Here is a 25,754-nt window from a genome sequence, read left to right on the forward strand (position 1 = left end):
GGCGTTACTGGAAATCGTGGGTGAAGGTCACCGTCGGATCGGCCACCATCACCACATAAGTCAGGAATTTCCGGAACTCCGCGCCAGGCGAATTCGATACGTAGATCACGTCGTGATTCTGGATCGGGAAATTCTGCGTAACGAAGAAGGCGGCCGGATCGCGCAGATTGATCTCGTACACGACCGGCACTTTGCCATTGCTGGACTTGACCGACGGATTCTTGTCGTCGACCAGTTTCGCGTCTTCGAAGCGGAATACGAAAATGCCTCGCGCATCCGCACGGGAATCGTTCAGACCACCGGACCGGGCGAGCGCCTGCGCAAGCGAAATGCCCTGCGCTTCGAACGGAACTTCATCGTTCTTGCCCGTCGCGCCGAGCACCGAGAACGTCTGCGGCTGGAACAGCGCGGTCACGACGTCTCCAGGCCTCAGCAGCACGTTCTGCCGGGGATCGCGAATCACGGAATCGAGCGACATCGTGGCCGTCTTTTCGCCACGCGACAGTTGCACTGCCATATGGCCGACCGGCTGCTTCAGGCCGCCCGCGAAAGCAATCGCGTCAAGCAGACGCTCGCCCTTCGGCGTGAGCGGCATCATCGAGCTCGAGTTGACCTCGCCCACGATCGTGACGTTCGAAGCATTGTTCTTGGTCACGCCGACGAGCACCTGCGGCTGATTTGCCTTGCCTTTGAGATGGCTGACGATGCTTGCCTCGATCTGGCCCGTGGTGTGCCCGGCTACGTCGATGCGGCCCGCGAACGGAACCGAGATCGTGCCATCAGCCGCGACCATCTGAGCGGGCAGCGTGACGCTGGTCGTCGTGCTCGAACCGAGCGACGGCAGCGACACCGGCTCTGCGGCGCCGAAAAGCATTGCCGGCGGCGTTTCCCACAGCGTCACCTGGATGACGTCGCCCGGACCGATCACATAGTTATTGGCTGTCGTGCTCGTAAAGGCAGTCGAGAACTGATCGAGTTGCTTCGCGGCGGCCAGCTTGCGCGCCACGGCATCGTTCACGTCCACGACCTGGATACCTTCAACGCGTCCCGTATCGGGCTGCTCCAAGATCTGCTGGCGACTCGCGCCGGATGTCGGCAGCCAGTCAGGAAATGTTCCGCACCCCGAAAGCATCAGAACTGCAGGAAGGCAAACTGCAACAATATTCTTCTTCATGAACCGTGAAACCTGAATCTGGCGCTGCCTTCCAATCGGACCAGTCGCGACACCGGAAACGCACGGCTATGGCCGATCATTCATTGCGTTTCGCGGTCCCGCTCCGATGAGCGCATCATTGGAGAAATCTTTTCGGAGCGTCAGCCGACCGGTTCCGGCTGAATATGGGAACATCCATCAACAGCCCCTGGGCGACGAAGCGGTCATGCCGACCACTTCGCTTGAACGCTCCTGCAATTGTTGTTTCAATCTCGCGATCTGGCCGGGTCCGGATCGAATCGCCGTGTTCGCTCATGGTTGCATGTGCGATCCCTTGGCGGGCGGCACGCAGCTTATTCGCGCTGAGCCGCGACGAATTCGCTCAATCGTGTGCCTGACATAGCCAAGGATAAGTCGGTGCGTCAGGCGACATACCGAGACCGATAACATTCTAGCCAGTATTCATCGCATCAGATAACTTTTCTTAGTCCTGTTGAAATTTGAATACATTCGATACGGTGCTCGCGAACCATTGCGCCATCACACAGACGGCGTCATAGCTTGAACAGATAGCACGAACGGTCCACTCACTTTTTTACCGCCCCGCGATCCTCGCCACCGTCGCAACGGTCCGGCTAACCTGATCCGCCTCATGCGTCGAGCAGATAAAGAATCGCAACCGTGCCGCTTTCTCCTCAACAGCGGGATAGAAGATCGGCTGCACGTTGATACCTTCCTCGAACAGCGCGTTCGCCCATTGCGCGGCTTTGAGCGAACTCCCCGTAATGACCGGCACGACCGCATAACCCGCGCTAGTCCCCGTGTCGAGTCCCACGGCGCGCGCCTCGCTCACAAACTGTTGACCGCGCGCCTGCAATTGGGCCACACGCTCCGGTTGCGCAATCAGACATTCAAGCGCCGCGAGCGAAGCCTCGGCAAGCGCCGGCGCCAACCCCACGCTATAAAGAAAACCCGGCGCAAGATTGCGCAGCATGTCGGCGAGCGGCTGACAGCCCGCGATGAAACCGCCGCAGCCCGCAAGCGTCTTGCTCATCGTGCCCATCCACAGATCGACGCGATCCGATGCCACGCCAAAATGCTCGCGAATGCCTCTGCCCGTCGCGCCGAGCACGCCGAGCGAATGCGCTTCGTCGACCAGCAGGAAGGCGCTGTGCCGCTCCTTCACCTCGCAAAAACGCGGCAGATGGGGAAAGTCGCCGTCCATGCTGTAGAGGCCTTCGATTGCCACCAGCACGTTGCGATACTCGCGACGCACGCGCGTTAGCAATTCGTCGAGCGCCTGCCAGTCGTTGTGCGCGAAACTCAGGCGCTTCGCACCGCTGAGCTGCGCGCCCTGCACGATGCTGTTGTGCGCAAGCGCGTCGTGCACTATCAGATCGCCCGGTCCAAACAGCGAGCCGATCACGGTCACGTTCGTCGCGTGGCCGCTCACGAACGCGACGCAGTCGTCGGTTCCATAGAACGCGGCAAGCGCCCGCTCGAGTTCGCGATGCACCGGCCGCTCGCCCGCGACGATGCGGCTCGCCGAAGCCGACGTGCCATAGCGATCGATTGCCATCTTGGCTCGCGCCGCGACAGCTGGATCGCCCGCCAGTCCCAGATAGCTGTAGTTCGCGAAGTTGATGTACTCGCGCCCGCCGATCTGCGTCGTCGCGCCCGCGATGCCATCGTGCACGCGAAAGAACGGCGACTCGACACGCAGCGTCGCGCCCATCTCGCGCATCAGCCGGACTTGCTGGTATTGCGGCATCGCTTCGAAGCGGCTGCGCGCGGACAGCGTCTGCGCGGCCTGCACCGCCTGAACGTCGGGTACGCCGGGCGCCGCAACCGCATCGGTCGCGCGCTCCAGTTGCCGCTTCAGCGCCTTCGCAGCCAGCTGCTGCTTCAGTGTTTCTCCGAGTCCCATGTCATCCGTTCCGAGCCGGGTCATCGCCCGCTTGCGCCTCGACCCACTCGTATGCGCCGGGCGTGCCGAGCAGCGCCGCGAGCAGCCGGTAGTTCATTTCATGCGTCGGCCGCCGCGCGCTCACGTGACCGAGCAGGGGCGCGCCGGCGAGCGCGAAATCGCCGACCAGATCCAGCACGCGATGCCGCACGAACTCGTCCGGTTGACGCAATCCGCCCAGCACGCGTTTGCCGACGATCGACGCCGTGCACGACGGCCGCGCGCCGCGCAGGATCGGCACGCCGCGCAAATAGCCGACGACGATCGCGGGCACGGCCCACTTGATCTGCCCATAGGAGCGCGACGACGCGATCTCTTCGGCAAACACGCGCGGCGTGAGCCGGCCGTGCCATTCCATGTCGCCAAAGCCCTTGAGATCGTTGTTGTGCACGGTGAGCACATAGTCGTCGGCGGGTTCGATGCGCATTTCGCGGCGCGCCGCGCCTTCGCCATCCGCGACGCTCACGGCTTCGAGCGCGCGCAGAAAACGCTTCGGCTGCGGCAGCGCGCTGCGCCCGCATGCGAGGATCGCGTCGATCCACGGCTGCGCGCTGCCATCGAGAATCGGCACTTCTTCGGCGTCCAATTCGACGATCGCGTGATCGATCTCGCACGCAAGAAGCGAAGCCAGCAGATGCTCGACCGTGCGCACGCCGAGACCATCGTTTCCATGCAGCATCGTGCAGAGCGGCTGGCCACGGCGCAGCGACGGGACGGCTGCCACCGTTCCGAGCGCCTGCCCCTTATGCACGCGGCGAAACACGATGCCGTGCCGCTCGCCCGCGCTCGAGGCGCTTGCCGCAGGCAGGATCCGCACGTTCACGCGCCGCCCGGTATGCAGGCCGCGTCCCGACAGTTCGAGCGGACGCGCCAGCGTCCCTTCGCTCGCCCGCCAGCCTGCGGGCAGCGTCACTCCGCGAATGCCGGCGTCGACTGACATGACTCGTCTCCCTGTTGATACCGTTCCTGGCCAGCGGCGCTTCGATTGCGTTCGAGCAGCGCGCGCGCCTCGTTTTCGTCGAGCGCGTGCCGTTCCGCCAGCGCCGCGATTTCCTCGCGCGCGTCCTGCGTTCCCGATGCGTTCGCACCGCCTTCATCGGCCAGCATGTCGACGATGCGCTCGGCGAGCGTCGTCACGGTCGCGCCTTCCGCGATCGCCATGATCGACAGCTTCACGCCGAACGATTCCTCGACCGCCATGCCGAGCTCCATGCCCATCAGCGAATCCATGCCGAGGTCGAGCACGGAGCGCTCGGGCGTCACGCGCTCCGGCGACATATGCAGGATGCGCGCGATATGTCCGCGCAACGCGGTCTCGACCAGCGCGACCGCTTCGCCTCGCGGCAGCGCGCTCAACTGGTCGAGCAGCGCGCCGTCTTGGCTGGTCGACTCGGTCGAGCCGCTGTCCTGCAACGCCATGTAACGGCGCGCCTGCGCCGCGGGCATGCCGCGCGCGATCGCCGCCCAGTCCAGACGCACCACCGCCTCGCCCGTCGCGCCGCTTGCAAGCGCGAGTTCGAGCGCGGTCATCGCTTCGTCGGAGGTGATCGACGCACCGCCGATACGCGCCTGCAACGCTTCACGCGTCGCGCTGTTGCGCGCGAGGAAGCCGACGTCCTCGATCGGCCCCCACGCCATGAAAGTCGCGCGCAGCCCGGCCGCGCGGCGATGCGCGACGAGCGCTTCGAGGAAGCTGTTCGCCGCCACGTATGCGCCCTGGCCCGGATTGCCAAGATACGTCGTCGCCGACGAATACAGCACGAAGAAATCGAGCGCCAAGTGCCGCGTCGCGCGATGCAGATTCCACGCGCCCGCGACCTTCGGTTCGAGCACGGCTAGCATGCGCGCGTCGTCTATGTTGCGCAGCAGGCCGTCGTCGATGCGCATCGCCGAGTGCAGCACGCCCTTCAGCGGCGTGCCGCGCGACTCGATGTTCGCGATCAGCCGATCGAGCGCGGCGGCGTCGGTTACGTCGCACGACACGACGGACACCTGCACGCCGTGCGTCGCGCGCATTTGTTCGAGTTCCTGCTGCTTCGCGGCGTCGAGCTTGCCGCCGCGGCTCGCGAGCGCGAGATGCCGCGCGCCGCGCGCGATCATCCAGCGTGCGCTCGCATACCCGAGCCCTCCCGTGCCGCCAACGATCAGATACGCCGCCTGCGGATCGAGACGCAGCTCAGGCTGCGCGACGCCGCGTGTGGGCGCGGGTGTCCCCGATGCATACGTGACGAGCACCTTGCCGATCTGCCGCGCCTGTTGCATGTAGCGGAACGCCTCTTCCGCTCGCGCGGCCGGGAACGCGCGATACGGCAGCGGATGCAGCACGCCGTTCACGAACAGCGCCATCACTTCCTCGAAGAGGCGTGTGGTGAGCTCGGGCAGCACGCCCATGAGCTGATCGGCGTCGATGCCGAAATAGCTGATGTTGTTGCGGAACGGCCGCAGACCGATCTGGCTGTTCTCGTAGAAGTCCCGCTTGCCGAGTTCGAGGAAACGCCCGAACGGACGCAGCGTATCGATGCCGCGCACCATCGCCTCGCCCGCGAGCGAGTTGAGCACGATGTCGACGCCTTCGCCGTGGGTGCAGGCGCGCACGTCGTCGGCGAACGAGAGGCTGCGCGAGTCGAACACGCGATCGACGCCGAGCAGGCGCACGAACTCGCGCTTCTCGTCGGCGCCAGCGGTGGCGAACACTTCCGCGCCGAGATGCCGCGCGATCTGAATCGCCGCGATGCCGACGCCACCCGCGCCGCCGTGAATCAGCACGCGCTCGCCGCGACGCAGCCGCGCGAGCTCGCACAGCGCGTAGTACGCGGTGAAGAAGGTGGTCGGAATCGTCGCGGCCGCTTCGAAGGAAATCGCTTCGGGCTTGCGCGCGATCGCACTCGCCCGCGTGATCACGTGCGTGGCGAACGAAGCCGGCGCGAAGCCGAGCACCGCGTCGCCGGGCGCCCAGCCTTCGACGCCCGCGCCGACGCGCACAATGCGCCCAGACAGTTCCATGCCGATCGTCGCGCCCGCGAAGCCGGTTTCGACCGCCTCGTCGGAGAGCAGGCCCATCGAATACATGACGTCGCGGAAGTTCAGGCCGGTCGCCATCGGCGCAATCTCGACTTCGCCGGGCTTCAGCTCGCGCGCGGACTGCGCGAACCATTCGAGGTTGCGGAGCGACCCGGGCATGTCGAACGCCAGCACGGCGGGCGCGGCACCGGCCGCTTGACCGGCCGTGGCTTTGGCGTCGTCGCGCGGAATCTGACGTTCGGCGGTCTGCGCCGGCATCATGCGCGGCACGTAACGGCCCTTCGACGTGAGCAGCACCTCTTCCTCGCCGTCGTCGTGCGTGAGTGCGTGCGCGAGTTGCGATGCGGCTAGATCATCGGCACACGTCACGTCGATGAGGCGCAGCGCGAGCGCCGGATACTCGTTCGCCATCACGCGGCCCAGGCCCCAGAGGCTCGCCTGCTCGGGCTGCGCCGCCGTGACCGCGCGGTGATCGAAAGGCGCGCCGCCGCGCGTCACCACGCACAGGCGCGTCTGAGAAGCCATGCCTGATGCATCGAGTTCGCGCGCAAGCGTCGCGAGCGCGAGCGCGCCGTCCTGCTGTGCGCGCATCACCTCGGCGCCGTCGGCGTCATCGAAATGAGCGCGCGGTGCGATGAACGCGATGCGCGTCGGCGTGTTCTTGCCTTCGAACCATGCGGATGCTTCGCGCGCACCCGCCGATTCGACCGTGCAGCCGCGACGCGCGAGTTCTTGCGCGAGCGCCGAAGCGAATGCGCCGTCGTCATCGCCGGATTGCACGATCAGCCAGGGATGGGCATCGGCTGAAGCGGATGGCGTCTGCGGCGACGAAGCCGGCTTGCGCGCGATCATCAGCGTCGGCGCGCCTTCGAGATCGAGACCCTGCTCGGTGTGACGCGCGACATCGAGAAGACCGGCGCGCTCGCAGAGCGACTGAAGCGCGGCCGGCGCGAGCGCGCCGTACGTCTGGGCGGCGACCTCGTGGCCGGCCGTGCCGAAGACGATGTCGGCGAAACGGCTGCGGCGCGCGTCGGCGAGCACAAGCATGCCGCCCGGCGCGAGGCGTCCGGCGATCGCGTGCAGGGCGGCGAGCGCATCGGCCTGCTCGCCGATCATCCGATTGACGACGATCACGTCGAACGGCGCGGCGTCGCGGCAATGCGTGAAGAGCGCATCGCTTTCGCCCAGCAGCAGCGTCTGAATGTGCGCGTACGCTTTTGCATCGAGCGCGGCGAGTTGCTGATCCGTGCCCGCGAGCACATGCTCGCACTGCGACGCTGGCAATCCGATGTCGAGCGGCTGAAGCACGTCGCCGCTCGTCGCGCCGATTTCCAGCACGCGCAGGCGACGCGTGCGCGGCCAGGCGGCGAGCGCTTCCGTCGCGCAGGCGGCGAGCATCGCGCGGGCGTGCGACCAGGTGGGCGACGCATTGAAGAACTGGTCGACGAGGCTGCGCCCCGTCGGCGAGAGCAACGCGGGCGCGGCATCGGCGGATGTTTCGTCGCGCAGCACGCGCGGCAGAGCGGCGCCGACGTGCGCGAGCAGCGTCAGCTCGGCGACGTGCGCGGGCGAATCGGCCAGCACGTCGCGCCAGAGCGCGTCGAGCGCGGGCATCGCCGCGCAGGCGGCATCGTCGCGCACGAGACGCTCGCCTTCGAAACGCGCGAGACCGTCTTCGACGACCATCTGCGCGAAGCGCGCGCGCAGCGGCGCTTGCGCGAGCGCGGGCAGTCGGGGCTGCGCGAAGGCGCCGATCGCGTCCAGCGCGTTCAGGGCGTAGAGACCCGCGAGCACGTCGAGCAACGGCAGCGTTTCGCTCAGATGACGCGCACGCTGCGCGATGTCTTCGTGCGACGCGAGCCGCGCGGCCGCGCGTTCGACGAGCACGGACGGCGCGGGCAGCGCGGCGGCGCTGAAGCCCTCCGGCAGCGGACGCGCTTCGAGCGCGTAGGCAAAGCGCGCGGGCGCAGCGTGACGCCGCCCCGTCAGATCGACGCGACGGAAACGGCACGCCGAAAGACGCGCGACGATCGCGTCGCTTGCGTCGAGGAATTCGAACGACGCGGCGATCGAATGTGGACTGCGGCGCAGCACGCGCACAAGCACGCGGCGCACCGAATCGCCCCGCAGAAAATCGACGCGGCCGATCTGCACCGGCACGAAGGCCGCGCGCGCGTCGCCGGGCGCCGCGCCATCCTGCCCGAGCACTGCGAAGAGCGGATGAAAGCCGCTGTCCATCAGCGCCGGATGCAGCAGCCAGCCGGTCAGCGCCTGCGCGCCGCCGAGCGCCTGCGGCGCGTCGAAGTCGGCGAGCGCGTCGTCGCCCTCCACCTGCACGTTGCGCACCCAGCGGAACGCCGGGCCGTAGCTCAGGCCGATCGTCGCCGTGCTCGCGTAGAGCGCGTCGCCGGACATCGCGGGACGCGCTTCGAGGCGCGCCAGCAAAGACTCGTCGGCGGCGCTCTGCCCGTTCAGCGTGTTGCCGCTTTCGAGCAGGCGCCCGGTCACGTTCAGATTCCACGGGCCGTCGCTCATGCGCTCGCGCGTTTCGATCGAGAACGACGCGGTGCGCGGATCGATCACGAAACGGAACAGCTTCGCGTGCTGCGGCTGAAACACGACCGGCATGCGGATTTCGAGATTCTCCAGCGCGACGTCAGGCGTGCGGAAGAACACGCGCGCGGCGGCCAGCGCCATCTCGACATAACCCGCGCCCGGAAACGCGACGCCGCCATCAACGACGTGATCGGCGAGCATTGGCACGCGCTGCGGATCGAGCTGATTTTCCCACGCGAACGCATGCTCGTGCAGCCGATAGCCGAGCAGCGGATGATCCGCGCGGCGGTTCACGAGGTTGTAGCCTTCGATGGTCGCGGTCTGCCAGTGACGTTCGCGCTGCCACGGATAAGTCGGCAGCGTTGCGTGCAAAGCCTGCGCCGTCGCGGGCACGAAGCGTTCGAGATCAACGCGCGCGCCATGCGCGAGCGCCGAGAGAATCGAATGCTCGAGCATCTGCGCGCTGTCGTGATGACGCTTGAGCGTCGGCACGACGACGCACGCCAGATTCAGGCTCGTGAGCGTCTGCTTGACGTAGTGGCGCAGGATCGAATGCGGCGCGATTTCGATGAACACGCGCACGCCCGCGTCGGCGAGACGCGCAAGCGCGTCACCGAAACGCACCGGCTCGCGGATGTTGCGCCACCAGTAGCCCGCGTCGAGCGCCGCGCCGGACAGCGTGTCGCCGGTGACGGTCGAGACGTAGCGCTTCGTGCCTTCGCGCGGCGCGAGATCGGCGAGACCGGCGCGCACGACCGGCTCGATCGCGTCCATGCGGCTGCTGTGGAACGCGTAATCGAGATCGAGCAACTGGAAGAAGCTGCCGTTCGCGGCCTGCGCCGCGCCGATCGCTTCGAGTGCTTCGGGCGATCCGGCGAGCGTCACGGCCTCGGGACTGTTGGTGCCCGCCAGTTCGACCGAGTCCGCGAGACCCAGACGCGCGATCAACGCCCGCGCATCGGCTTCACCGATGCCCGCCGCCGCCATCTTGCCGGTGCCGCGCGTGAGGCCCTGCGCGGCGCTGCGAATGCGGATCACGCGCACGGCCTCGTCGAGCGTCAGCGCGCCCGATGCCCACGCTGCCGCGATTTCGCCGACGCTATGACCGACCGCGGCATCGAATTCGATGCCGCGCGCGTCGAGCGCACGCGTGATGCCGACCTGGATCGCGAACAGCAGCGGCTGCGCGTTTTCCGTCGCGGAGAGCCATTCAACGCTTGCGCCGGCGCGCAACACGTCGACGAGCGAGTCGCTGCCATCGGCGCGCCAGAGGACGTCGACTTCGTCGAGCGCGGCGCGGAACACGGCATCTTCCGCATAGAGCTGCTGGCCCATGCCGGCCCACTGGCAACCGTTGCCCGAATAGACGAACGCGACCGTGCCGCCCGCCGCCACGGCCTGGCCGTGCGCAACGTAAGCCGGAAGCGCTTCATCGGATGCATCGGCGATCATCCGCAGCGCGGCGCAGCCCGATTCGACATCCGGCGGCGCGATGATCACGCGCTGTTCGAGCCAGTCGCGGCCGCGCGCGGCGCTGGCTGCAAGCGCGGCCCAGTCCGAGCGATTCCTCAGGCGCGCGTGGTAACGCCCGGCGAGTGCGGCAAGCGCCGCCGGCGAACGCGCCGAGAGGACGAGCGGAGGCAAGGCCGTGTCCGGCGTATCGATCGGGGCGGGCGTTACCGGCGCTGCGGCCGCGCTCATCGCTTCCGTGAGCACGACGTGCGCATTGGTGCCGCCGAAGCCGAACGAGTTGACGCCGATCGTCAGCGGCGCATCTTCGCGACGCGCGAGCGGCGTGAAGCGGTCGACGACGCGCAGGCGGCCGCCTTCGAAATCGATGGCGGGATTGGGCGTATCGAAATGCAGCGAGCGCGGCACGGCGCCGTGCTTCAGGCAGAGGATCGCCTTGAAGAGGCCCGCCATGCCCGACGCCGTTTCGAGGTGTCCGACGTTGGTCTTCACCGAACCGATCAGCAGCGGATCTTCGGCCGGGCGGCTGCCCGCGAGCGCTTCGGTCAGCGCGCGCGCCTCGATCGGATCGCCGACCGCCGTACCGGTGCCATGCGCTTCCAGATACGCGAGCGAACGCGGATCGACGCACGCGCGGCGATAGACCGAGCGCAGCAGCTCGGCTTGCATCGCTGTCGTCGGCACGCTGATGCCGCCGTGCGAATGACCGTTGGAGTTCACGCCGGAACCCGCGATGACGGCGTGGATCGTGTCGCCGTCCGCGAGCGCGCGCTCGAGCGGTTTGAGCAGCACGAATGCGCCGCCCTCGGCGCGCACGTAGCCGTCGCCGGTTGCATCGAAGGCGCGGCAGCGGCCGCTCGGCGACAGCATCGACGCTTTCGAGAAGCTCACGAAGCCGAACGGATGCAGCAGCAGATTGACGCCGCCCGCGAGCGCCATTTCGGTTTCGCCCGACTGCAACGCCTGCACGGCCTGATGCAGCGCGACGATCGACGACGAGCACGCCGTGTCCACCGACATGCTCGGGCCGCGCAGATCGAACAGATACGACACGCGATTGGACGCGATGCTGAGCGTGTTGCCGGTGGCCGAGTACGGATCGATCCAGTTGAGGTCGTCCATGCTGCGGTTGCCGTAGTCCATCGCGGCCGCGCCGACGAACACGCCGCAATTGCGGCCGCGCATCTCGCCCGGACGCACGCCGGCGTCCTCGAACGCTTCCCACGCAAGTTCGAGCATGAGGCGCTGCTGCGGGTCCATCTGGCTCGCTTCGCGCGGCGAAACGCCGAAGAACGCGGCATCGAAACCGGCTACGTCGTCGAGCACGCCGGCAGCGAACGTATAGCTCTTGCCCGGCTCTTTCTTGGACGGATGCTGATAGAACCCCGTGCCGAACCGATCGGACGGCACGACGGTCACTGCGTCGCGCTCATCGCACAGCAGTTGCCAGAAGTCTTCGGGCCCCGTCACTCCGCCGGGAAAGCGACATGCCATCCCGATAATTGCGATTTTCCTTTCCATCTTCATGCCGGCATGTGCTGCAACTCGTTGCGCGAATCGGTGCGGTCACGATTCGCCTGTGTCATCGCGCGCTGGATCGCGGAACCGAGCGTCTCGACGCCGACCTCCCGGTACGTGCCGATGTCGCTTCCGAAGTTGCGCCAAATAAAGTAATCGGTGTGAGTCGGTTCTATTCCGAGCGCATCGAACACGGAAGACATCGCGGGTACGTGATCGCCGTAAAAGCACAGGATCGCCGGGCGGTCACGGTCGCGCAGACAGCTCGTCAACGTGCCGATCATCGCGTCGGCGTTTTCCACGTGACGAAGGTACGCGGTCAGATCGCGCCAGCGCGCGTCGTCGCCCAGCGTGTGCCGCGATGCGGCCTCCCCCTGCGCAACCGTTTCCAGATGCAAGGGGCCGTGATTCTCCATCGTGATCGCGAGAGCGAACAGCGGCTTGCCGTCGCTGGCCCGCAACAGCGCGATGAGCTCGTCGGCCACGGCGGCATCGCCGACGTAGGGCCCGACGCGCGGCGCGTTATCGAAATGCGCGATATCCAGAAAGCGCTCGAAATGCATGTGCGCGAATGCGCGGTGACGACCGAAAAAATTCGCGTGATACGGATGCACGGCCACCGTGCGATATCCGCCCCGGCTGAAGTATCCCGCCAGCGATGCGCACGCCCCGCGCACGAACATATACGGATAGAAACGCGAGTAACCGAGTGCGGCGGACGCGAGGCCGGTGAGCATCGCGAATTCGCTGCGCATCGTATTCGCGCCCCATGCGGGCACATCGAGCTTGCCTTGCTCGAACGACTCGCGTCGCGCGCGATCGAAATGCCCGTACGGCGCATTCGAGACGCATGAGCCGAGCCGGCGGGCATCGAAATAAGATTCGCTCTGGATGACGATGACGTCCGGATGGACGTCCGGACAACTGCCCGCAAACGGGCTCGCGCTGAGGGCGCGTGCAAACGCGCGCCGTTGCGCACCGCTCAGGCCATTGACCAGATAGCCGACGAACGCGGCGAAGAAGCCGAATCGGCGCTGATCCGAAAACGGCTGCAGCGAAAACGGCAAACGCCGCGACAGCGCGACGCACATCGGCAGACAAAGCAACGCGACGATGCCTTCGATGCATCGCTGCCTGGCCGCCACGGGCGCTTCGGCCAGGAATGCGCCCGCCGCCGCCGCGAGGCAGACCAGCACGGCGGCGAGCTTGCCGAATCCGAGGAACGGCAGATACAGACGCGGATGCGAGAAGACCTGGCTGAACAGGCTCACGTCGCTGAAGACGAGCGGCTCGCGCAGCGAAGCATACTTGGCGTTGCCGACGACCGCGAGCACGCCGATCAGCACGAGCACGAAGCCCGCGGAAAACAGCGGCCGCCCGGTCAGCGCCATACAGCCCGCCGTCAGGCCAGCGAGCACGGCTAGATGCAGTACCAGCGCAACGGGCGGTCGACGAAGCGGCGATCGCGTCACGGCGATCGCTTCAACGGCAAAGGAGCATGCGACCAGGACGGCCGCGAATGTCAAACTGGGAGACACTTCACATATTCCGACGAGGGACTTGAAACAGGAGACCGAGGATCGCGTCGGCCAGGGCGGCGGGCAACAGGCGCAATAACTTGAGGCCGAGCGTCAGACTGAAGGGAAAAGCGATTTCCACACGGCGCCGGTTCAGGCGCTTCTTGATATAAGAAGCGGCCTTTTCGGCGCTCCACATGAAGGGTTTGCTGCCGGGAAAAACGTCGCTCATCGCGGTTCGCACGAAGCCCGGCATCACGATCGACATGCCGATATGGTGGCGCGCGAGCACCGGACGCACGGAATCGCAGTACGCGACGAGCGCGGCCTTGCTGACGCAATACGCGGGCGAGATTGCCATGCCTCTCAATCCGGCGAGCGAACTGACGACCGCGATCCGGCCGCGCCGCCGGGTACGCATGCATTCGATGGCGGGAAGCACCGCGTGCAAAGCGCCATAGAGATTGATATCGACGACTTCGGCGGTACGGCTCGCGCCTTCCCAGTCGTCCGATGAGCGCAGCGTGCTGGCGACGCCGGCATTCGCGATTAGCAAGTCGATCGGGTGTCGCGCGTCGAAATCGAAGATCCACGCTTGAAGCGCGGCGGCGTCGCGGACGTCCATGCAGCCAGCCACGACTTCGGCGCCGCGCGTGCGACATTCCGCGGCGACGGCTTCGAGACGTTCAGCGTTCCTTCCGATCAGTCCCAGCGTGATGCCGGGGGCGCAATAGCTCAAGGCTAGCGCCCGACCGAGTCCCGCACTGCCGCCCGTGATAACAACTACGCGCGGCTCATTCGTGCTCGCCTGCCCCCTCGCTTTCAAACCATCCTGTTTTGCCATGATCTCAGCACGGAGTTATTCGCTTTTTTTTGCAGCGACAGGCCCGCGGAATATCCCGCAGACCACCGCTAAAAACATGCGAGGCCAGAGCATCTGCTGATACCGCGAATGTCAGTTCTGACGTGGATTTGCGCCAATCAAGGTATAAAGTCGCGAGAACCACACTTGACGCGCCGATCCTCTTAAGCTCTCCGATCCACTTGGAAAACATTCAGTTCAGCGCGACACAACTATTGACTGGCAAACGGGTGCACTGAAAAAGAGTTGCAAGCTTTTAGTGAGCGGGCGCAATCATACCGCGAGTGAATTCCTCGACGCCATACATTTTGCAACGCCTCCTTAAAAGTTGTACCTTGGCAACACATTTCATCAAAAAAAAAGCGAATGTTTTACCGATTTCGACATGGCCGTATTGGCCCTGAGCGCTCTGATAATTGATCCGGTGATGTCAAGTAGCATGCGTCCGCAGAGATTGCATTGTTGTGCGGGCGCGCGATGCTTCAGCCGGAAATGCAACGCGGTGGAGCACGGAATAAAACTCCTTCAATAAGACTCTGACCCGCGTGCGCACTTCGCGCAAACGTTCGCGAACCGATGAGCACAGGACTTCTCCAGTGCTCAAGCATGAGTTTAACGGCTATCAGCGAGGAAATCTGAGCGCTTCTGCAAGGTTATCGCTCGTCCAGCGCGACGGCCGTCGTCTCCTCGGCGGGCCGTTTGACTTCCGATCGGTTCGCCAGTATGTTTTGGCCCGCCAGCGGAATTCGATTGGCCGAGGTTATCGCATGGTGCGTGACTCGCCTCGATTGCCGCCCTTCCTTTCCGTCACATCCGCATCGCGCAGAGCGCTTTCGACCCCGGTTCTTTATGAAAAGTCCTTATCGCTCCAAATTGAACACGGACACGTTTTTCAATCGATGTGTCTTCAAGGATCGGAATGAAGTTTTCTCGGATAGCTTTCATGCGTTGGCCAAGGCGCAGAAGACCCTGACGTTCGACGAGCGTTTTTTGGACAAAACCTTCAAAAATACGACCGAAACACCGTTCAAGGAAATCTGGAGAGCGGCGCCGGAAGAATATTGCGCTGACGTACTGCCAACACGTATTCCCACGTATTCCGGCTCGTACGAAAGTTATCTGGAAGAACTGGAAAATACGCTCGAGAAAGTGCTCCTGCGCATGAATCCCTCGAAGCGATATCTGATGGCGCATTCGTCGGGATCGGATAGCCGAATCATTTCGGGAACCATGGCGCGCCTGCGACGTCAGGGCAAGATGCCGTTCGACAACGTGCTGTTCCATTGCTGGTGTAGGTTCGAGGTCGATTCTTTCCGCAAGATCATGGCCGCGAACGACTGGACCCACATCTCCCTCGTGGACGACAGCAAGCCCGATGTCTATAACATCGGAAGGCTGGACATGCCGTGCGAAGGATGGAACCCCTACACCTATCAACTGGACTTTTGGGGCGATCACAACCCCAGCGAGTATGTGCTGTTGTCCGGCGCTCAGGAAACCTATTCCGTTCCTTACGACAGATGGGTTTATGACCGTAGCTTCTTCAATACTCGCGGGGAAAGCATCCACCGAATGGCGAACGTCTTCCAGGATGTGTTCTTCCCGTTCCTGACCCACGACATGCTCGACCTCACTGTGGCCATGCCGAATAAATGGAAGAACGTGAAGGATCCGCGCATCGGTCGGGACAAGGTGCGATCCGATCTGGTGGAACGGCTCGGCCTGATCGATATTCCAGTGCAGAAGGCGGCGTATCGCTTCAATGTATCGCCGGAAAGGCGGGCGTCGATGCTCGACGCGTACGAGAAAAGCAAGTTCAGGAAGAAGTACGGCGTCGAGCTGGACGAAGCGGACCTCTTCAAGGACTGGAACGGCTGGAACTCCTGCCTTTGGAGCTTCGCCGTCACCGTCTACGAGCCGCTGATGTAATGCACTGACGCCTACACTTTCGAAGCCAGGGGGACGCAAGCCCGAACTGCGCATGACAGTGCGCGCCTGCGCAGAAGTTGTGTTTCTTTAAATATGCCACGTTGCCGCGCTCACTACGCACGCTTTGAACCAACATTGGCTTGCCTTGATCCGCCGCTGCCGGGCGCTATGGCAACCTCGCAGGATCGGAGGGGTTTGGTCCGCCAGGTCATTCAGATCCAGATCGTATCGACGCAACAGCCCCTTGCGGCGCATCTCCTGACGCATCGCTCGGGCGGCCTTGTTGCTTACGGCCGGAGTGAAGCCTACGGACAGCTTACCCATCCGGTTCATGACACTTCGCGGTCTGAACGTATAGCCCAGGAAGTCGAACTGACAGATCGGATAGTCGGCACGCCTGTTGGCCTGCTTGCAGTACACGATTTTTGTCTTTTCTGGATGCAACTCCAGCTTGCACTCCGCAAGCCGCGCCTCCAGGTCCTGCTTCAGCCGCCGAGCCTGCGCTTCGCTCTTGCAGTGACAAATGGCGTCATCGGCGTATCGCTCGAACGGCATGTCCGGGTAGGACTTTTGCATCCACCGGTCGAACGCATAGTGAAGAAACAGATTGGCCAGCACCGGACTAACGACACCACCTTGCGGGGTGCCCTTATCCGGCGTCACTACGGTCCCGTCCGGCATGTGCACGGGTGCCTTGAGCCAGCGCTCGATATATAGCAGCACCCACGCACAGGTCGTATGGCAGCGCACCGCTCGCATCATGAGTTCCCAATCAATACTACCGAAGAAATTCTTGATGTCGAGGTCCAGCACCCAGTCATGGTTCCAGCATCGCTGCCGGGCCACTTCGAGCGCCTGATGCGCCGACCGTCCAGGACGATACCCGTACGAATCGTTGTGGAACACCGGCTCCGCAAGCGGTTCCAGATATCGTTTGACCACCGTCTGGGCGATGCGATCTGAAATAGTCGGTATTCCCAACGGTCTCGTACCCGCACCCCCGTCCTTTGGTATGTCAACCCGCAAGACCGGCGGCGGAAGGTAGCTGCCAGACGACATCCGATTCCAGATTCGATACAGATTGTGCTTCAGATCCGCCTCGAATTCCGCCATCGACTGCCGGTCCACACCCGCCGCCCCGCGGTTGGCCTTCACTTGCCTATACGCCTCCCATACCTCTCGCTTGGAAATACAAAACGGCTTTGCGTTATTCACCCCGGTCCTCCTCTTTCAAGTTGCCGACGAGATAACGCCAGACGATGACGCCCCTTCGGTCCAGTCCCATTACAGAACCTTCAACCCTACTATGGGCGTCTCCGCCCCTGTGCCCTGCATCGGTACTCTCATCCTTGCGGAGGCCTTCCGCTTGGATTTCTCCCTTCGCATCAGGACGACAGGTTCCCAAGTTCCTTTCCAAAGCCCGAATCAAAGTCACGCCGCCTTTATGCCGGATGCCGATTGGGCCGTCAGCAGGCATCGCCCAATCTTGTCCCGGAGCAAGTGGGCTCTCCGGTTTTGACATCGGTTCGTGAAATTATCGACACGTCATCAGCGGTTCACTCACGTTCGTCTCTTTGACTCTTACCTGACAGAGTAATCCCTGCCTTTTCCGACAACGCTCACCACGAGGGCTCTTTACCCACGCAGCTTGTGGCGGTTTGGAGCCTGCTCCTGCAAGCCGACTCCGAAGGGCCTTCCTTCATCTTTGGTAAAGCACCGCAAACATCGGTCAATTGATGCTCGCGTTCTTGGCACACCCCACTTCATTTTCAAAAGAGCCTGAAAATACGACAGCCCTTACCAAGCGAACTACGTCGCGACCGCTTGACCGACAAGACGGCACTCCAAAAAAGCCGGTGCGATTCGCAGGAAACCTCGCTTTCATTCAGTCGCGAGTCAGCCGATCCCAACCGGTCCTACATGTGTTTTTGAGCCAAGCCGCGTACCCTCAACATCCGCTGGAATTCAGGGTCATGATTCAGGGCTTGCTGCGCAGTTCTTATCAAGGTTTCTTGGCGGTCAACTTGGTCGAGTCTAACAATGCATCTGGAAAACACTTCGTCATAGACAGATCGCGTCGCTTCCATGTTATGTTCATCGGCGAGCTGCGCCATGCGATACTTTTCTTCACTCGTGAGTTCGCTTGTTAAGCAGTTGACGGTCTGTCGGTCGATCTCTGCTTGAGCCGACTCCGAGTCCTGAGTACAAAATCGTGTGACGGCTATCGCCATTAAAGCGCATAGACCTACCCTGACGACCCGCATTATTTTCATTTTTATTTCTGGTGCGATGCATCTTTCGGTTACTTGTAGTACGGCTGCGGACAACTTGTTGCGGTACTCTGCGCTGACGACAGTGTCCAAGGTACCGCATGAAAGCGCGCACGAAAACGTAAACGATGATCGAGAGCGAGGCGAACTATGAGTCTAGGATCTTCGTCGACTCTTTCGACTTCGCAGCGGCGCCAGCAGCGCATAGAAGATTTCGAACAGGCGCACTTAGTGCTCGATCGCGACTTCTGCCACTTGGTAACAACTTAGTCCCGACTTTCCCTGCGTTGCAGATCTAGCAACGCCTGATTCAGGCTAAAAATAAGTTCGTTAGCTTGGTCTGGCGTAAGCGAAAAATCATGTGCCGGTAGCGATGGCAATGTTTCAGACAATGCATGACCGCATACGCGAATGGCCGATTTTCCATTCACCAATTCAGCTTGAACCTTCCAGCGCCCCGTAGGGATAAGTGATCGGTGCGTCATTATGGTAATGGGCTGACGGTAAGTAAAGTGTGAACAGCAAACCGAGAGCTCAATGCAGCGACGCCTTTCGCAAAACAATGTTCTAAACAGATCGTGTGCGGCGAATACACCGTCTTACGCCACGGCAATACGTCAGCTACTATTTACGCGAACCGGCTTTTACGATCTTCACCAAATTTATGCGATCTTATCATACTTATCATAATGATAATGTATCATACCACTATATTTTGTCGCACTGAGGCGGATCCGCGCTGACAGTCGTACAAAGGTTGTCGCGATCGACAAGTGACTCAAGTTTTTAACGTTTGCGCCGTAATAATGGCCATGAAAGACAATCAATTGCCCAGCCAAATCTCGCGAGACGCGTTGCTCGTCGAAGCTCGCGCTCTCGCTCTGACTGTCGCTACTCTTCGCAGAGCCCGCGGCAAGCTAAACCCGGAAGATTGCTTACTAGCCTCGCCAGAGTGGCATGTGATCATCGAAGAATTTGCCCGCGATGTCCTACATGCGGTGGTCGGGTGGGACTTGGTTGGGCTTAACGATGTCGATGTCTTTCATCGGGGCGACGATGACGACTGGCTCGGAATCGGCGCAGCGGGCTGAAGCCTGAACCGCAACGTTGATGCGGCATGGAATGGACGAGCGAACCTACGCGATGCACCGTCGGGAGTCGCAAGGCACCGTGCGCATGCGATCGAGTGCATCCGCGAAGCTGGCGTTTGTTAGTTCGTCGGTCATGAGATTCGGTTCAGCAAAGGCTGTCGAAGCGTGCCCAAGCGAGGGCTCACTGACGATTCGAGGCGGCACTTTAGACCACCGCCGTCGCCGTACAAAGCTAACGAAGTCACCGCCCGTAGTTCATCTGCTAACCGAAGAAGAGATCGCGCCTTTGATCGATCGACTGGAAGGCCACGATCCGGACAGTCTGCCGCTCTACGGCATACCGTTCGCAATCAAGGACAACATCGATCTCGTGAGCATTGAAACGACCGCGGGCTGTCCCGCGTTCGCGTACACGCCCGAGGTATCCGCGACGCTCGTCGACCAACTGATCGGGCTCGGCGCGATACCGCTTGTAAGCGAGGGCCTGAAGCCGAGTCGCGTCAATGTCGTCGGATTTCCATTGCAAACCATCTAGCCACATAGGCTCAGACTAACAAGGCGAGCGATCGCCTACAGGCTGCTTTGATTGTTGCTGCCCCCGACGCCAATTGCGCAGCCGGAACGCATCTCACGCCGCGGCTTGCCACCCTAAACCGCTTTGAGGAGTGCGTTGCTCAGAGCAATTCAGGCCGCATTCTTGAACGCTTGGCACCGGCTCTTCGACGGCTGCGAGTAAAGTCGGCAGGGTTGCCGAGCTGATAACGCGACGTGGTCGACTCTCCACGACCATGTTTCGCTTGTAACGTCCTGCTTCGGGCACAAGCGAAGATTGCGCGATCGCGTTGAGTCAGCAAGAAGGGACGAAACTCAAAAGCTACCCCTTTTCGAGAGCTTTCGCTTGCTCGCATGCGCCTGTACCCGGGTACAGTGGACCTGATCAGTCGGGCCTGAACAGCCTAGCAGCCACGGGAAACAGAGGAGCCGCCTTGACCGCACGGAACGAACTCGCACCGAAGCTCCACTTCGCGAATGATTAACGATGGAACTGTCCAGCACTAGAAGTCACTAGCGTAATGAATATTCCTTGCTCGTGCTCATAGGCGCCATGTTCCTCCTCGAAGCGCAACATCGGCCTTTAGCGTCGTGAGTCACACAGAGCGATGCTACGGCGAATCCCTGCTTTTTCAACTCGAGCGTTTTTTTCGCTGCGTCGGGCAAGGCGACTTCGATGCAAGACAAGAAACCCAACGATGGAATGACCACATGACGGCTTCATTGCAAATAAAGATCACTATCAACGAGTTTGTCACGCCAGACTTGTTTCGCGCCGTGTCTGCCATTCCGAATCCAAGGCAACGAGCGTCACTACTAAAGCGCCTCGCCGAGGACGCGCTGCGCAACAGCGTTCCGACCAGTCAGATAGCGCCCACTGCGACCTCTGTCACGGCAGGCACCAGTGTCATGCCGCGGGCCATACGATCAGAAGCTGAGCCAAGTTCTTCTTCGATTGAGCCCGGGCCCCTCTTCTCCGAGACAGGCGTTTTCGACGAGGACCAGAGGCAGTTCGGATGCACATCAGACGTTTCGTCGGCTGCGCGCGCCCCGCAAACGCTTCAGCCCATCGAAGGATCCCCGCACAATCTCGTGACCGGAACACCCTCGCAGCGTGACACCGTCGCGACTCTCGCATCGCTCGTCCCTGATTCCGAAACCAGCGCACCGAATCCGGAAAAAGAACCAACGAGGCCTGTGCAACCTGTGAAATATGGCGAGACGCCTTATGCGGACACTATAACCCGGTCCAGCCGCAGGCGTGGCTTTCTAACGCGGGCGTTGGTAACGGCAGCGCTTGCTATGGAGAAAAGCGGATACCGGCTCCGTCTCAGCATCATCGGTCGGGAACGAAGGGCGAAGAAGATGATCGGTAATTGATCGAGCAACCTTGATCCGCCCGCTGATCCCTGAGGTCGGCTGAAAAAAGTGGAAGCCAACGTTTCGTAAAATCATGAAACGGAGGCATGAATGAATCGAATTCCCAAAGCGGTCTACACAAGAGAGTTTCGTGAGGAGGCGGTCAAGCTGGCATTGACTGAAGGTGTCGGTGTTTCGGAAGCGGCACGCCGGCTCTCGGTTCCGCTCAAGACACTGGCGAACTGGGTGCGTTCAGCCAGGGCAGGCAAACTGCAGAAGGTCGGCAGGGACCAGAAGCCGCTGACCGAACTGGAGGCCGAGCTGGCGCGCGTACAGCGAGAACTGGCGGAAGTGAAGATGGAGCGCGATCTGTTAAAAAACATGTGAAGGGGCGCGCCCCTGCCCGAAGGGCAGAAACTCCGGGCAGCGCTACACTGATGCGCATCAGGGAGAGCGGCCGTCGAATTATTGGTGATTCATCCCGTTAAAAAACATGGTCCAGGGACTGATGCGGACCCAGCATTGGTGACGCCGTCAGGCGATCCCGTTCAGGAAGGTGATCTACTCCGCTGTCCCGCTCTCTGACCATCCCCAGGCGGAGGTAGACATGAAGACGATGAAGTCTCAGGGCGCCACCAGCGGCGCATCGGTTACAGTAGTGCATCCCTATGCTGCGGCCATCGACATCGGCGCCAAGTTTCACGTGGTCGCAGTTGGACCGGAACGAGATGCGAAACCGGTCCGGTCATTTGGCAGCTTTACGCAGGAGCTTCACCAGCTCGCGCAGTGGCTCAAGCAGATAGGGATCACAAAGATCGCGATGGAATCGACCAGTGTTTACTGGATTCCCGCTTTCGAAGTGCTTGAAGCGTACGGCTTCGAGGTGGTGCTGGTCAATGCACGGGATGTGAGAAATGTGCCCGGCCGCAAGACCGATGTCAGCGACGCGCAGTGGCTGCAGAAGTTACACGCGTACGGCCTGCTGCGGGCCAGCTTCCGTCCCCGGCATGATATCGCGACGTTACGCGCCTATCTGCGTCAACGCGAACGACTACTCGAGTATGCCGCAGCACATATCCAGCACATGCAGAAGGCGCTGATGCAGATGAACCTGCAACTGCATCATGTCGTGCAGGACGTCACCGGCGCTACCGGTATGAAGATTATCCGCTCGATCGTTGCCGGCGAACGCAATCCGGAAGAACTGGCCCGACATCGCGACGTCCGCTGCAAGGCGTCGAGCGAAACGATTCGCGATGCGCTGGTCGGTAATTACCAGGACGAACATGTGTTCGAGCTGACCCAGGCGCTTGCACTCTATGATTTTTATCAAACGCAGGTGGCGCAGTGCGACGAACGTATCGAACTCGTACTCCGGCAACTACACGCCAATGCGACTCCGGTGAGCACTCCGTTGCCTGCCGCGCGTCGTCGGAGCAGGCAGTCAAATGACTTCTCGTTCGACGTACGTGCGGAGCTCTACAGCGTGCTCGGTGTCGACCTCACACAGATCCACGGATTCGGACCTTACCTTGCCCTGAAGCTAGTCGCTGAATGCGGCACAGACATGTCGCGCTGGCCGACGGTGAAGCACTTCACATCGTGGCTGTGTCTGGCGCCGGGCAACAAGATTTCCGGTGGCAAAGTGCTGTCCTCCAAAACCCGTCGTTCGTCCAGCAAGGCCGCTGCTGCGCTGCGCCTCGCGGCCGTCACGATCGGCAAGACGGACACGGCACTGGGCGGTTTCTACCGACGCCTGTCGGCGCGTATCGGCAAGGCAAAGGCCGTCACTGCTACGGCTCGCAAGGTCGCGGTGCTGTTCTACAACACATTGCGTTACGGGATGGAGTACGTCGATCCGGGCGCCGAATATTATGAGGAACGCTACCGGCAGCGTGTCCTGAACAATCTCACCCGACGGGCCGAATCGCTGGGCTTTGTACTGCAGGCGAAATCCGCCTGACGGGAAGGAGTTTCTCAGGAAGTTCGCGACGTACTTTGCGAGGGAGTCGCGGTGAAGTACGGCGTGATTGAAAAGATGCGACAGGATTATCCGGTGCCACCGATGTGCCGGTTGCTGGGTGTTTCGGTCAGCGGTTATTACGCATGGCGCAAACGCACGCCCTCGAAACGGGCACAGCAGGAACCACGACTGGAAACAGAGGTTCTCGCTGCTCATCAGCGCACGCGCGAGAGCTTCGGTCCCGAGCGCCTGCAGAAGCATCTTGAACAGCACGGTGTTTGTGTGAGCGTACACCGGATAAAACGGTTGCGCAGGAAACTGGGCCTGCGGTGCAGGCAGAAGCGCAAGTTCAAGGCAACCACCAATTCGAAGCATGATTTGCCGGTCGCGCCGAACTTGCTGGACCAGGACTTCTCGGTTGCAGCGCCCGATCAGGCCTGGTGCGCCGACATCACGTACATCGCGACCGACGAGGGCTGGTTGTATCTCGCTGGCCTGAAGGATCTGTACAGCGGCGAAATCGTCGGCTACGCGATGAGCGAGCGCATGACGAAAAATCTGGTCATGCAGGCGCTGTTTCGCGCCGTCTCGATCCGGCGCCCGAAGCCGGGCCTGATTCAGCACACCGACCGCGGCTCGCAATATTGCGCACAGGCATACCAAAAGCTGCTCAGGCAGTTCGGCATGCGCGCGTCGATGAGTCGCCGCGGGAATTGCTACGATAACGCGCCGATCGAATCATTCTGGGGTTCACTCAAGAACGAACTGATCTATCATCAGCGCTTCGCAACGCGCGAGCAGGCCAGGCTCGCGATCGGCGAGTACATCGAAATGTTCTACAACCGGCAGCGCACGCAGGCACGTCTGAACTACCTGTCGCCTGCTGCATTTACGCAGCGGTTCTATCTGGGTCGTACCGTTGCTTAACGCGTTGGCCTCCACCGATTCCGACCGACCTCACCCTGCGTGCGACTCATCCAGTTCCTGCTTGATTCCGTTCCTCTGCTTGAGAACGAGTCGGGCTAGAGGCTACTCTTCGCGTCACCCACTGACCGAATACGAACGCTTGATACCCCCGTCCCCTTTTTATCAAAGTCGACCAAGCGCGCTGTTACGCCTCTGCTGTTCGTCTATAAATTATTGACATTTGGGCTTTTGTGTACAACCAGATTGACATGCGACGCTCGAAGATCTTCCGGGACGCCGTGTTGCCACTCCGATGCAGACGAGTATGAGTCGGCCCTATGGCGTGTCGCCAATGTCCTAACACCAATACCTTGTCGCGTTCGTTAAGCGTTCGGACCCTTTAGGCTCGGCTCGTCCACACTTCAAATTGGGTACTTCCCCCACATTCGTACCACGGACGCAAGCCGTGGCTGCTGGGCGCTTAGAGATGGATTCAAAAAGGCTGCTCCGTCCGTCTGACGATGTTCCAGCAGACAAGGGAGCAACCGAGTTTGAGAAACGCTTCGTGAATGTCGGCGCGATGTTGGAAGCGAATACGAAGACGACGGAAGCTTTGAAACCACGCATGAGTACGTTCGACAACCCATCGGAATTTGCCCAGACCACTTCCGTGCTCGGTCCGGCGCTTGGCAATCACCGGGTTGATGCCGCGCTTGCGAAGCTTCTGGCGATGCGTCTCGGAGTCATAGCCACGGTCTGCGTAGATGACTTTGGGCTTCTGAAGAGGTCGGCCACGTATGCCGCGTATCGGTGGAATGGCGTCAACGAGTGGCAGCAATTGGGTGACGTCGTTGCGATTCGCGCCTGTCAGGATCGCGCTGACCGGAACGCCGGTGGCGTCTACCAAAATGTAGTGCTTGGAACCTGGTCGCGCGCGATCCGTGGGGTTCGGTCCAGTTTTTCGCCCGCCCCAACGGCTCGCACAGATGAAGAGTCGACGGCTGCTCGCAAGAAGTCCAGTTCGCCTACCTCGCGTAACTTCGCCAGCAGTAGTTCGTGCAATCGCTTCCACACACCCGCCTTCTGCCAGTCGCGCAACCGTCTCCAGCAGATTGAGCCAAGCCAAATCCTAATTTTGTCGACAGGTCGCGCCAGCGAATACCGGTCTTGAGCACGAACAGGATGCCGTTCAGCGCAGCCCTGTTCGCAACCGGCAACCGTGCCGGATACTTCTTGCGCCGTGGTTTTGGCATCGGCAGCAATGGCTCGATCAGTGCCCACAGTTCGTCCTCAACAATCGGCGCGCCCATCCTTGGCTCCAGTTGTTCAGATGTAAGCGCGAGCTTTAGCACACCGTATCGAGAATTGTTTGCAAGTGACGATCGAGCGAAGCGTAGCCGCACCGCGGCGGTTGATATTCACTCGTGAATCTGCATCAGGGCGATGGAAGCGCGCAGTCACGATGACCGGCGCGCGGCCTGTGAGTCAGCCGGTCTCCGCCTTGTCCTGCTGTTGCCGCGCATAATTGAACGGCAGCAGATCAGTCAAATCCGCATCCGGCGCACGCTGCGGCAGCTCCGTGAGCACATGCAGCAGGTAGTCGTACGGCTCGACGCCGCAA

At 62.0% G+C, this 25,754-nt stretch carries 16 protein-coding genes and 2 pseudogenes; 7 read left to right on the forward strand and 11 right to left on the reverse strand.

What is annotated here, in order from left to right:
- Positions 1-4 precede the first annotated feature (4 nt).
- From NCT05_RS12690 to NCT05_RS12715, 6 genes are all read right to left on the reverse strand, one after another.
- Complete coding sequence (locus tag NCT05_RS12690; RefSeq protein ID WP_284507520.1) at positions 5-1,174, reverse strand: polysaccharide biosynthesis/export family protein; 1,170 nt, start codon at positions 1,172-1,174, stop codon at positions 5-7.
- A gap of 574 nt (positions 1,175-1,748) precedes the next feature.
- Entirely contained in the window at positions 1,749-3,080 is a 1,332-nt protein-coding gene (locus tag NCT05_RS12695) for an aminotransferase class I/II-fold pyridoxal phosphate-dependent enzyme (protein WP_250502382.1), read from the reverse strand.
- 1 nt (position 3,081) lies between these two features.
- Positions 3,082-4,032 (reverse strand): UDP-3-O-acyl N-acetylglycosamine deacetylase, encoded by a 951-nt coding sequence (locus NCT05_RS12700; RefSeq protein WP_250502398.1) that lies wholly within the window; start codon positions 4,030-4,032, stop codon positions 3,082-3,084.
- Positions 4,029-11,687, reverse strand: a complete 7,659-nt coding sequence (locus tag NCT05_RS12705; protein WP_250502383.1) for a type I polyketide synthase — start codon at positions 11,685-11,687, stop codon at positions 4,029-4,031. The genes NCT05_RS12700 and NCT05_RS12705 overlap by 4 nt, the downstream gene beginning before the upstream one ends.
- 2 nt (positions 11,688-11,689) lie before the next feature.
- Positions 11,690-13,075, reverse strand: a complete 1,386-nt coding sequence (locus tag NCT05_RS12710; RefSeq protein WP_250502384.1) for an LTA synthase family protein — start codon at positions 13,073-13,075, stop codon at positions 11,690-11,692.
- Positions 13,076-13,223: 148 nt separating this feature from the next.
- On the reverse strand, positions 13,224-14,045 hold the full coding sequence (locus NCT05_RS12715) for an SDR family NAD(P)-dependent oxidoreductase (RefSeq protein ID WP_250502385.1): 822 nt from the start codon (positions 14,043-14,045) through the stop codon (positions 13,224-13,226).
- A 768-nt stretch (positions 14,046-14,813) separates the two neighbouring features.
- Here NCT05_RS12715 and NCT05_RS12720 point away from each other — a divergent pair.
- The gene (locus NCT05_RS12720; protein WP_250502386.1) at positions 14,814-15,992 is read left to right on the forward strand and encodes a hypothetical protein; all 1,179 of its coding nucleotides are present in this window, start codon (positions 14,814-14,816) and stop codon (positions 15,990-15,992) included.
- An 87-nt stretch (positions 15,993-16,079) separates the two neighbouring features.
- Here the strand turns inward: NCT05_RS12720 and ltrA are convergent, their stop codons facing one another.
- Complete coding sequence (gene ltrA / locus NCT05_RS12725) at positions 16,080-17,207, reverse strand: group II intron reverse transcriptase/maturase (RefSeq protein WP_250502387.1); 1,128 nt, start codon at positions 17,205-17,207, stop codon at positions 16,080-16,082.
- 701 nt (positions 17,208-17,908) lie between these two features.
- Positions 17,909-18,355 (reverse strand): hypothetical protein, encoded by a 447-nt coding sequence (locus NCT05_RS12730; protein ID WP_250502388.1) that lies wholly within the window; start codon positions 18,353-18,355, stop codon positions 17,909-17,911.
- A 719-nt stretch (positions 18,356-19,074) separates the two neighbouring features.
- Between NCT05_RS12730 and NCT05_RS12735 the strand changes: the two genes are divergently transcribed.
- The 6 genes and pseudogenes from NCT05_RS12735 to NCT05_RS12760 all read left to right on the forward strand — a co-directional run.
- A complete protein-coding gene (locus NCT05_RS12735) occupies positions 19,075-19,353 on the forward strand; it encodes a hypothetical protein (protein WP_250502389.1) in 279 nt (92 codons plus the stop codon).
- A 286-nt stretch (positions 19,354-19,639) separates the two neighbouring features.
- Positions 19,640-19,888: an amidase family protein gene (locus tag NCT05_RS12740; RefSeq protein ID WP_502801788.1), complete on the forward strand. Its 249-nt coding sequence runs from the start codon at positions 19,640-19,642 to the stop codon at positions 19,886-19,888.
- Between the two features lie 728 nt (positions 19,889-20,616).
- Positions 20,617-21,285: a hypothetical protein gene (locus NCT05_RS12745; protein ID WP_250502390.1), complete on the forward strand. Its 669-nt coding sequence runs from the start codon at positions 20,617-20,619 to the stop codon at positions 21,283-21,285.
- 90 nt (positions 21,286-21,375) lie between these two features.
- A pseudogene (locus NCT05_RS12750) lies at positions 21,376-21,648 on the forward strand (transposase); the annotation flags it as partial.
- Positions 21,649-21,871: 223 nt separating this feature from the next.
- Complete coding sequence (locus NCT05_RS12755) at positions 21,872-23,227, forward strand: IS110 family RNA-guided transposase (RefSeq protein WP_250502391.1); 1,356 nt, start codon at positions 21,872-21,874, stop codon at positions 23,225-23,227.
- 24 nt (positions 23,228-23,251) lie between these two features.
- A pseudogene (locus NCT05_RS12760) lies at positions 23,252-24,154 on the forward strand (IS3 family transposase); the annotation flags it as partial.
- A gap of 472 nt (positions 24,155-24,626) precedes the next feature.
- Here NCT05_RS12760 and NCT05_RS12765 read toward each other — a convergent pair.
- The 3 genes from NCT05_RS12765 to NCT05_RS12775 all read right to left on the reverse strand — a co-directional run.
- Complete coding sequence (locus NCT05_RS12765; protein ID WP_250502392.1) at positions 24,627-25,205, reverse strand: IS5 family transposase; 579 nt, start codon at positions 25,203-25,205, stop codon at positions 24,627-24,629.
- Positions 25,159-25,443: a transposase gene (locus tag NCT05_RS12770; protein ID WP_250502393.1), complete on the reverse strand. Its 285-nt coding sequence runs from the start codon at positions 25,441-25,443 to the stop codon at positions 25,159-25,161. The genes NCT05_RS12765 and NCT05_RS12770 overlap by 47 nt, the downstream gene beginning before the upstream one ends.
- A gap of 175 nt (positions 25,444-25,618) precedes the next feature.
- The coding region (locus NCT05_RS12775; protein WP_250502399.1) for a transposase domain-containing protein at positions 25,619-25,754 on the reverse strand (136 nt) is incomplete at its 5' end.

Origin of the sequence: Caballeronia sp. AZ7_KS35, assembly GCF_023631045.1 — a bacterium.
Classification (GTDB): Bacteria; Pseudomonadota; Gammaproteobacteria; order Burkholderiales; family Burkholderiaceae; genus Caballeronia; species Caballeronia zhejiangensis.

Coding starts and splice junctions, on each gene's coding strand:
- NCT05_RS12690 (WP_284507520.1), bottom strand. CDS start 1,174: ATGAAGAAGAATATTGTTGCAGTTTGCCTTCCTGCAGTTCTGATGCTT.
- NCT05_RS12695 (WP_250502382.1), bottom strand. CDS start 3,080: ATGGGACTCGGAGAAACACTGAAGCAGCAGCTGGCTGCGAAGGCGCTG.
- NCT05_RS12705 (WP_250502383.1), bottom strand. CDS start 11,687: ATGGAAAGGAAAATCGCAATTATCGGGATGGCATGTCGCTTTCCCGGC.
- NCT05_RS12710 (WP_250502384.1), bottom strand. CDS start 13,075: ATGGCGCTGACCGGGCGGCCGCTGTTTTCCGCGGGCTTCGTGCTCGTG.
- NCT05_RS12715 (WP_250502385.1), bottom strand. CDS start 14,045: ATGGCAAAACAGGATGGTTTGAAAGCGAGGGGGCAGGCGAGCACGAAT.
- NCT05_RS12735 (WP_250502389.1), top strand. CDS start 19,075: ATGAAAGACAATCAATTGCCCAGCCAAATCTCGCGAGACGCGTTGCTC.
- NCT05_RS12745 (WP_250502390.1), top strand. CDS start 20,617: ATGACGGCTTCATTGCAAATAAAGATCACTATCAACGAGTTTGTCACG.
- NCT05_RS12755 (WP_250502391.1), top strand. CDS start 21,872: ATGAAGACGATGAAGTCTCAGGGCGCCACCAGCGGCGCATCGGTTACA.
- NCT05_RS12770 (WP_250502393.1), bottom strand. CDS start 25,443: ATGGGCGCGCCGATTGTTGAGGACGAACTGTGGGCACTGATCGAGCCA.